4 protein-coding genes, 1 tRNA gene and 1 pseudogene are annotated in these 2090 nt (G+C 61.3%); all 6 read left to right on the top strand.

Going from position 1 to position 2090, the window contains the following annotated elements; translation table 11 throughout:
* Positions 1-306, top strand: a 306-nt coding sequence (locus ACE026_RS07445; RefSeq protein ID WP_486038563.1) for a phenylalanine--tRNA ligase subunit beta-related protein, incomplete at its 5' end; no start/stop codon positions are given.
* A 26-nt stretch (positions 307-332) separates the two neighbouring features.
* The gene (locus tag ACE026_RS07440; RefSeq protein ID WP_005410432.1) at positions 333-632 is read left to right on the top strand and encodes an integration host factor subunit alpha; all 300 of its coding nucleotides are present in this window, start codon (positions 333-335) and stop codon (positions 630-632) included.
* Positions 613-969, top strand: coding sequence for a MerR family transcriptional regulator (locus tag ACE026_RS07435; RefSeq protein ID WP_019182707.1), 357 nt, complete (start codon positions 613-615; stop codon positions 967-969). The genes ACE026_RS07440 and ACE026_RS07435 overlap by 20 nt, the downstream gene beginning before the upstream one ends.
* Before the next feature lie 67 nt (positions 970-1036).
* Positions 1037-1113 (top strand) — tRNA-Pro (locus ACE026_RS07430).
* Between the two features lie 85 nt (positions 1114-1198).
* Positions 1199-1672 (top strand): hypothetical protein, encoded by a 474-nt coding sequence (locus ACE026_RS07425; protein ID WP_486038562.1) that lies wholly within the window; start codon positions 1199-1201, stop codon positions 1670-1672.
* A gap of 30 nt (positions 1673-1702) precedes the next feature.
* Positions 1703-2090 (top strand): annotated as a pseudogene (locus ACE026_RS07420) (transposase); the annotation flags it as partial.

Here is a 2090-nt window from a genome sequence, read left to right as displayed (position 1 = left end):
CCGCGCGCGACCGAGCTGTCGCGTTTCCCGTCGATGCGCCGCGATCTGGCTTTCCTGGTGCCCGAGGCCGCGGCTTGGGCCGACCTGGAAGCCACCCTGCGCCGCGCCGTCGGGCCGCTGCTGCGGGAGGTCACCTTGTTCGACCGGTACGTCGGCCAGGGGGTCGAGCCGGGGTTCAAGAGTCTCGCTATGGGCTTGATTTTGCAGGACAAGTCGCGCACTCTGACGGACCGCGACGTGGATGCGGTGGTGGCCGAGGCGGTCTCTGCCATGGAGCGTGAACATCACGCCCGGATCCGCGGTTGAGCGGGAAGCATGGGGGATAGCAGGCAATGGCATTGACCAAGGCGGAGATGGCCGAGAAGCTGTTCGACGAAGTCGGTCTGAACAAGCGCGAAGCCAAGGAATTTGTCGACGCGTTCTTCGATGTGCTGCGTGAAGCATTGGAACAGGGACGTCAGGTGAAGCTGTCCGGCTTCGGGAATTTCGACCTGCGGCGCAAGAACCAGCGCCCGGGTCGCAACCCCAAGACCGGTGAGGAAATTCCGATTTCCGCCCGTACGGTGGTCACCTTCCGTCCGGGCCAGAAGCTCAAGGAAAGGGTAGAGGCATATGCTGGATCCGGGCAGTAACCGAGAACTTCCGCCGATACCGGCCAAGCGCTACTTCACCATCGGTGAGGTCAGCGAACTGTGCGACGTCAAGCCGCACGTGCTGCGTTACTGGGAAACCGAGTTCCCCAGTCTCGAGCCGGCCAAGCGCCGCGGCAACCGCCGCTACTACCAGCGCCACGATGTGCTGATGGTGCGCCAGATCCGCGGCCTGCTCTATGAGCAGGGCTACACCATCGGCGGCGCGCGCCTGCGCCTGGAAGGTGCCGATGCGCGGGAGGAATCGGCGCTGAGCAACCAGATCATCAAGCAGACGCGGATGGAACTGGAAGAAGTGCTGCAATTGCTGCGCCGCTGAACCATTTTTCACGCAAACCCGTTATACTCGTCGGCCCGCTGAGAGGCGGGGACATTGCCAGCATCATCGGGGCGTAGCGCAGCCTGGTAGCGCATCTGCCTGGGGGGCAGAGGGTCGTCGGTTCAAATCCGGCCGTCCCGACCAATGTTGGTGATTCGATCAAAGGCTTGCACTCAACGGTGCGAGCCTTTTTTCGTTCTACACCCTATTCCCACCCTATTTACACCCTATGACCTATCTATATAGAGGCGTGACAAAGCGCGGGGATGAAGAGCTCGGTGGTGTGCTGCAGCCGCGAGGGCGTGATGCCGAGATCGCGATCATGGCGGACGGTCAGTTCAATGCAGATGGAACTGCGACTGCGGGCATGACAGTTGAGAACGCTGCGCGAGCCCATCAGATTATGGCCGGCCTGTACGGCGGGAGCTGCATGTCGTTCACCAAATCGATCGAGGTTGCGCTTGATTTTGCGACCAACCACTTCTCCGAACCTGGTTACATCTACACCGTTGATGCGTCGGATATTCAGAGCCATGGTATCGATTCCCGGTCCTTTGCTGACCCCCGCCACCCCGCCGAAGAAGAAGTCACACTGATCCAGACGACTGGCGGCCCCATCCCGGCCGCGGTCATAGTGAGTAAGGTCCTAGTTGATCGCGATGGCCGCCCTTATAGAGAAGAGGCGACGTCCCCCCGAGATTGAGTAGCGAAGCGGTTTGGAGTCCAATCCTCAATGACAAGGAGATTGGACGTGAAGAAGCGCTTTTCCGAAGAGCAGATCATCGGCTTCCTACGCGAAGCTGAGGCCGGCATGCCCATTAAGGACCTCTGCCGCCAGCACGGCTTCAGCGAGGCCTCGTACTACCTGTGGCGCAGCAAGTTCGGCGGCATGAGCGTGCCCGACGCCAAGCGGCTCAAGGACCTGGAGGCGGAGAACACACGCCTGAAGAAGCTACTGGCAGAACAGGTCTTCGAGAACGACGTCATCAAGGATGCGTTGCGAAAAAAGTGGTGACCGCACCGGCGCGCAGGCTGCTGGTGCGGAGCATGGTCGAGAAGGGGTTGAGCGAGCGGCGGGCGCTGAAGGTGGTGCGGATGAGCGCTAGCGCGCTGCGCTATGA

This window comes from Stenotrophomonas sp. AGC87 (assembly GCF_057333975.1).
The sequence above is the reverse complement of the archived record's forward strand: the minus strand, read 5'-3'. Positions and strand labels throughout refer to the sequence as shown.